We start from the raw sequence: 5,665 nt of genomic DNA, 5'->3' as shown, positions 1-5,665 counted from the left end.
CCGCCGCCGGCTACAACTTCTCCCTCCTGCTCAGGTGGCTGAAGGGGTTTTTGTCGCTCTTGATTGCCCTGCTTCAAATCCGGCCGAAGCCGGTCGCCGCTTAGGGCTCGGATTGTTCACGGTCGACGACGTCCACCCGCCGCGCATAGTCGGCCGGGCGGCGTGCGGCTTCGCGGGTCAGTGTCAGCACCAGCTCGAAGCCGTCCTGACGCTCGTCGAGGGCGATCAGCTCGTCACGAAAGATCACTTCGTCCCAGACCCGGACCGAAAAGACCAGGACGACGGGCACCGCTGAATTCCGTGCGGCGCGGTGGCGGATCATCGACATCAAGGGCACGACGCCCGAACCGCCGCCGACCATCACAAGCGGCCCACTCTCATCCTTCGGCCAGACGAAATGCCCGCCAAGCGGCCCGCGCAGTTCGATTTCGTCGCCAATTGCCGCGACCTCGTGGAAGAAGGGCGAAACCTCGCCATCGTCGAGTTTTTCGATCGCCAGTTCGATTGCGCCATTCGTTTCGGGCGCGGAGGCGATGGAATAGGAGCGGCGCGCCTGATAGCCGTCCGGCGCCGTCAGCCTGACGTCGACATGCTGCCCGGCGCGATAGGCGAAGGGCCGAGACGGCTGAAAAAAGAAGCTGGTGACACGCGGCGTGCGCTTTTCGATGCGGACGATGCCGGCTGTTTGCCAGGGCGACTGCACTGCCGCCGTATCGCTCATGGATCGTTCGTGTAGCGTTGCTCGCGCCATGGGTCGCCATAGATATGGTAGCCGCGCAATTCCCAGAAACCGGGCTCGTCGCGCGAGGTGAATTGCAGGCCGTTCAGCCATTTGGCCGACTTCCAGAAATAGAGATGCGGCACCAGCAGCCTTGCCGGGCCGCCATGATCCGGCGTGATCGGCTTGCCTTCGTAGAGCAGCGCGACCATGGCCTTGCCGGCGGTGAGATCCTTGACCGGCACATTGGTGGTGTAACCGTCGAACGCGTGCGCCAGCGTGAAGCCGGTCGGCGGCTCCACACCCGCGTCGGCAAGGATATCGTCGACCAGCACGCCCTGCCACGGCGTGTCGAACTTGGTCCATGCGGTCACGCAATGGATATCGCGCGTCATCTTGGTCAGCGGCAGCGCGTTGAACTCGGCCCAGTTCCATTTCTTGATCGGCCGTGGCCCATGTTTCAGCGTGAAAAACCAATCCTCGGTGCGCACGCGCGGCGTCGGACCGGCCGACAGCACCGGAAAACCCTGTTCCAGATATTGGCCGGGCGGGATGCGGGCATCGTCATCGGTTGGCGGGCGCCGTCCTGAAGAGAAACCTCGGGTGACCATCGCGGCAATCTCCTGCATCGGGCCGACATCAGCCTGATGCAATGTTCTCGAAGATGTCGTGGCGGGCAACCAAAATCTTGACGGCCGGAGGCCGGAGGGGATCGTCGCCGACGAACCCTGCCGGTCCCGTTCACGTCAAGGCCATTACTCAGCCATTGGCAAAAGGCACCGCGATGTAGATCTGAGCGTCGCCACGCTCGACCAGCAACAGCACCGACTTGCGGCCAGACTTGCCGGCTTGCGCGATTGCCTGGGTTACCTGCCTGGCGTTCTTAACCGGCACCTGATTGACGGCAACGATGATGTCGCCGGCCTGTATTCCGGAAGCGGCGGCGGCTTTGTCGGGATTGACGCTGGCAACCACCGCGCCGTGCTGCTTGCCGGCTAGGTTCATCTGCTGGCGAATGTCGGGCGTTATATCCATCAAGCCGAGCCCTATCGCCGGAGCGCGCCCGGCGCTGGGCGTGTCGGACCCGTCATCCAGCGACGCGGTCTTCGCATCGGCGCTGTTCTGGCCGACATCGACGGAAATCCGCATCGGCTTGCCTTTGCGCCAGACGTCGACCGTTTCCATGGCGCCCGGCGCGACATCGGCGACCGCCCGCGACAGGTCCTTGGGGTCCTTCACGTCCTGCCCGGCAAAGCTGGTGATGACGTCGCCCGTCTCGATGCCGGCCTTGGCCGCCGGCGAGCCGTCATTGACCTCTGAAACCAGCGCGCCGCCGGGATGGTCGAGCCCGATGGCGCTCGCGACATCCGGTGTCACCTCCTGGATCTGAACGCCGAGATAGCCGTACTGGATGGAGCCGCCCTTCATCAGCTTGGCCACCACCTTCTGGGCCTGGTCCGACGGAATGGCAAAGCCGACGCCGACGCTGCCGCCATTGGGCGAATAGATCGCCGTGTTGATGCCGACGACATTGCCCGCGACATCCACCAGCGGGCCGCCGGAATTGCCGTGGTTGATCGGCGGGTCGATCTGGATGAAATCGTCGAACGGCCCGCTATGCAGGTCACGGCCGCGCGCCGAGACGATACCTGCCGTGACGGTGGTGCCGATGCCGAACGGGTTGCCGAAGGCCAGCACCTGGTCGCCTGGCATAAGCTTGTCGGAATCGCCCCATTTGACGGTCGGCAGGGGTTTGTCCGACTTGATCTTCAGCACGGCGAGATCGTTCTTGGCATCGCGGCCGATGAGCTTGGCCGGAAGTTCGGTGCCGTCGTCGAGCGTCACCTTGATCGAAGAGGCCCCATCGATGACGTGATTGTTGGTGACGATGGTGCCGTCGGAGGCGACGATGAAGCCGGAACCCAGCGCCTCGGCGCGCTGCGGTTGCTGTTGCGGCGGCGTCTTGGGCGTCGGCATGCCCTGGTCACCGAAGAACTGGCGGAAATAGTCGTCGAAAGGCGAGCCGCCGTCGAAAGGAGAGGCATCGCTCATCGTTTCAGGCTGTGCCTTCATGACCGTGGTGACCGTCACCACCGCCGGCTTGTCGGCGGCAACGATGGGTGCGAACGAGCCATTGGGCGCAGTGATGCCGGCAACAGGTGTCTGGGTCGTCGGAACGGTGTTGCCCGCGCTTTGGGCGAAAGACATGACGAAGGGGGATATGATCAGCGCAGCGCCCAGCAAGGCCGCGACGCGATGCCTACGAAGGATATCTGACATGGTCGTTTGTCCGGGCGAGAGTTGATCCAGCGCCGTGGCCTCCCATGCGGGAAATCGGTCATCGGCGTGTCGAGGTTGCAATTGCCCGTCTCGCCTACATGGCAGCCAACCGGATCGACGGCCTTGCATCTAGGGCGCGGATTGGCCCGATTTAGGGTTTTCGGGCGACCTTACGAAGATTTAATATCCGCACGGCGGCAGGGTCACAAAGTCGTCGGGTCGCGCCTTGCTGCCTCGCTGGAGCCTCAGCCACCGGCGATTCGTCCGAGATAGGCCGTAGCAATCTCGCGCATGCGCTTGCCGTCGAAGCTCGGTCCGTGTCCTCCATGACCGATACGGATCGGCAGGTCGAGCAGGCGCCGCATCGTACTGATATAGGCGGCCCGGTCGGAATCCGGCAGGTCGTCTATCAGCATGGCGTCGTAGATGGCATCGCCGCTGAAGAACAGTCCGTCGGCCTCGTCGAACAGCGCGATCGAATCCGGTGAATGGCCCGGCAAATGCAGCACGCGAAATTGCCGGTCGCCAAGATCGACGACATCGCCCTCGTCCAGGGTTCGCGTCAACGGCGCGGGCGGGATCCTGTAGTCGGCCGACTTCCATCCGGACGCCGGCAGTTTCGAGACGGCACCCTCGAGGTCGTGGAACATGTAGGCGTAAGTCGCGGCCTCATCCATGGTCTCGAACCGAGCCGCGCTCATTCTTGGCCCGGCCCGCAACGGGAATTCATGCAGCGAGCCGACGTGGTCGAGATGGATGTGGGTGGCAACGACCAGCAACGGCTTGCCCTGCGGCGTCTCGATCTGCGGCGCCAGCGGACAGATGCCCATACCGGTGTCGACGAGCAGGTCGGCATCGCGACCGCGCAGATGCCAGATATTGGCCCGAACATAGGCATGCACGAAGGGCTCGGTCAGCATCGTCGTCTTGCCGTCGACCACGCTCCTGCTGAACCAGCTCGGCATCAAGTGTGAGTCCGGCATACGAAGTGAGCCGGGCATCAGGTGTGAGCCCGGCATCAGACGAAGGGCTTCCCGACCTTGTACTTTTCCGGCACCAGCCGCTTGAGATAGGCCATGCCGGCATCCGACAGCTGATTGACGTCGGGCTTCATGAAATCGTCAGGCATGTGGCGGGTCTTGCCGGCGACGTTCTTGAGCGGCACTTTCTTCAGCACCGTTCTGGTGCCGTCATATTGCAGCGCCACCGAGCCGCCGCCCTGTTCGGCGACGGTGACCGCGAAAGCGCCGGCATCGAAAGCCTCCTGCGCGTCGACCGCGCTGATGGCGCCGATATAGCCGCGCGGCATGTAGCCGAGCGCGTCGACGCGGGCACGCTTGCCGGGCAGGCCTTCCGCCAACGCGCGCTCGAGTGCGGCCGGCAGGTCGCTGCCCGACAGCTTGACGTTGCCATGCGCGTCGCGCTCAAGCTTGTCCGGCGGCACCAGGCTTTCGACCAATGCCTTGCCGTCGGCGGTGCTGACGCCTTCCGAAACGGCGACGATGCAGCGCTTGTGGCGATCGAGCGTGGCACGCACGTCGTCGATGAAGCCAGCGGCCGAGAACGGCCGCTCGGGCACGTAGACGAGATGAGGGCCGCTGTCGGGGTCGAGCTGCCAGGCAGCGGCAGCCGCGGTCAGGAAGCCCGCATGCCGGCCCATGACGATGCCGACATAGATGCCGGGCAGCGCGCGAAAATCGAGATCGACGGACAGGAAGGCGCCGGCGACGAACTCGGCCGCCGAAATAAAGCCCGGCGTGTGGTCGTTTTCCTCGAGATCATTGTCGATGGTTTTTGGCGCATGAACAAAGGCAATTGAGCCGCCGGCGGCGTCGGTCAGGATCTGCTGGGTACCCGACGTGTCGTTGCCGCCGATATAGATGAAGGCGTCGGCGCCGGCCTTCTTCAGGCCGTTGAGGATGACATCGCAATAGGCGGCGTCGGGCTTGTCGCGCGTCGAGCCGAGGGCGGCGCTCGGCGTGCCGGCAATCAGCCGCAGGCGGTCTTCCGGAATGGCGGAAAGGTCGACATAATTGCCGTCACGGATGCCGCGCACGCCATGGATCGAGCCCAGCACCTTGGCACCGGGATGCCGCTTGCGGATCTCCAGCGTCGCCCCGACAACCGTCTGGTTGATGACGGCGGTTGGGCCGCCGCCCTGCGCGATGACAAACGTTCCAGCCATGCTTGATTTCTCCCGGCGCGATGGTTTTCAAGGCACCTTGGCCTGTCTTGTCGCATCGCGCAACGGGAGTTTCGAGCGGCGCCAACACGCCGCATAAGCGTCAGACGACGACGACCGGATTTTTCTTGGAGACGCGGCTGTAGAGGTCGATGATGTCCTGGTTGATCAGGCGCACGCAGCCCGACGACATCGCTTGCCCGATGCTCCACCATTCGGGCGAACCGTGGATGCGATAGCCGGTGTCCTTGCCGTCCTGGTAGATGTAGAGGGCACGCGCGCCGAGCGGATTGGTGAGGCCGCCGGGCTGTCCGGCCTGCCATTTCACCAGTTCAGGCTTGCGGGCGATCATCTCCGGCGGCGGCGTCCAGGTCGGCCATTCCCTGCCGTACTGGATGTTGGCGCGGCCGGACCAGCGGAAACCGTCCTTGCCGATGCCGACGCCATAACGGATGGCATCGCCGCCCGGCTGGACCAAATAGAGC

The 5,665-nt window shown here is 64.2% G+C and carries 6 protein-coding genes; all 6 read right to left on the bottom strand.

Annotation, left to right across the window (positions count from 1 at the left end; all coding sequences use genetic code 11):
- Positions 1–100 precede the first annotated feature (100 nt).
- Complete coding sequence (locus tag EN879_RS22320) at positions 101–721, bottom strand: FAD-binding oxidoreductase (protein ID WP_164774516.1); 621 nt, start codon at positions 719–721, stop codon at positions 101–103.
- The gene (locus EN879_RS22315; RefSeq protein WP_063170438.1) at positions 718–1,329 is read right to left on the bottom strand and encodes a molybdopterin-dependent oxidoreductase; all 612 of its coding nucleotides are present in this window, start codon (positions 1,327–1,329) and stop codon (positions 718–720) included. Before EN879_RS22315 ends, EN879_RS22320 begins: the two co-directional genes overlap by 4 nt.
- A 148-nt stretch (positions 1,330–1,477) precedes the next feature.
- Positions 1,478–2,998 carry a DegQ family serine endoprotease gene (locus EN879_RS22310; protein ID WP_127274246.1) on the bottom strand — a complete coding sequence of 507 codons (1,521 nt, stop codon included), beginning with the start codon at positions 2,996–2,998 and terminating at the stop codon, positions 1,478–1,480.
- Between the two features lie 245 nt (positions 2,999–3,243).
- The gene (locus tag EN879_RS22305; protein ID WP_063170437.1) at positions 3,244–3,963 is read right to left on the bottom strand and encodes an MBL fold metallo-hydrolase; all 720 of its coding nucleotides are present in this window, start codon (positions 3,961–3,963) and stop codon (positions 3,244–3,246) included.
- Between the two features lie 53 nt (positions 3,964–4,016).
- The gene (locus EN879_RS22300; protein ID WP_013528281.1) at positions 4,017–5,183 is read right to left on the bottom strand and encodes a diphosphate--fructose-6-phosphate 1-phosphotransferase; all 1,167 of its coding nucleotides are present in this window, start codon (positions 5,181–5,183) and stop codon (positions 4,017–4,019) included.
- 100 nt (positions 5,184–5,283) lie between these two features.
- Positions 5,284–5,665 (bottom strand): L,D-transpeptidase (locus tag EN879_RS22295; RefSeq protein ID WP_164774515.1); only part of this gene is annotated, 382 nt, incomplete at its 5' end.

This window comes from Mesorhizobium sp. M7A.F.Ca.AU.002.02.1.1 (assembly GCF_003998535.1).
In the GTDB taxonomy this organism is placed as follows: Bacteria; Pseudomonadota; Alphaproteobacteria; order Rhizobiales; family Rhizobiaceae; genus Mesorhizobium; species Mesorhizobium ciceri.
The sequence above is the reverse complement of the archived record's forward strand: the minus strand, read 5'-3'. Positions and strand labels throughout refer to the sequence as shown.

Bases quoted from the DNA above. Each gene is read 5' to 3' on its own strand.
- EN879_RS22300 (WP_013528281.1), bottom strand. From the start codon at position 5,183: ATGGCTGGAACGTTTGTCATCGCGCAGGGCGGCGGCCCAACCGCCGTC.
- EN879_RS22315 (WP_063170438.1), bottom strand. From the start codon at position 1,329: ATGGTCACCCGAGGTTTCTCTTCAGGACGGCGCCCGCCAACCGATGAC.
- EN879_RS22305 (WP_063170437.1), bottom strand. From the start codon at position 3,963: ATGCCGAGCTGGTTCAGCAGGAGCGTGGTCGACGGCAAGACGACGATG.
- EN879_RS22310 (WP_127274246.1), bottom strand. From the start codon at position 2,998: ATGTCAGATATCCTTCGTAGGCATCGCGTCGCGGCCTTGCTGGGCGCT.
- EN879_RS22320 (WP_164774516.1), bottom strand. From the start codon at position 721: ATGAGCGATACGGCGGCAGTGCAGTCGCCCTGGCAAACAGCCGGCATC.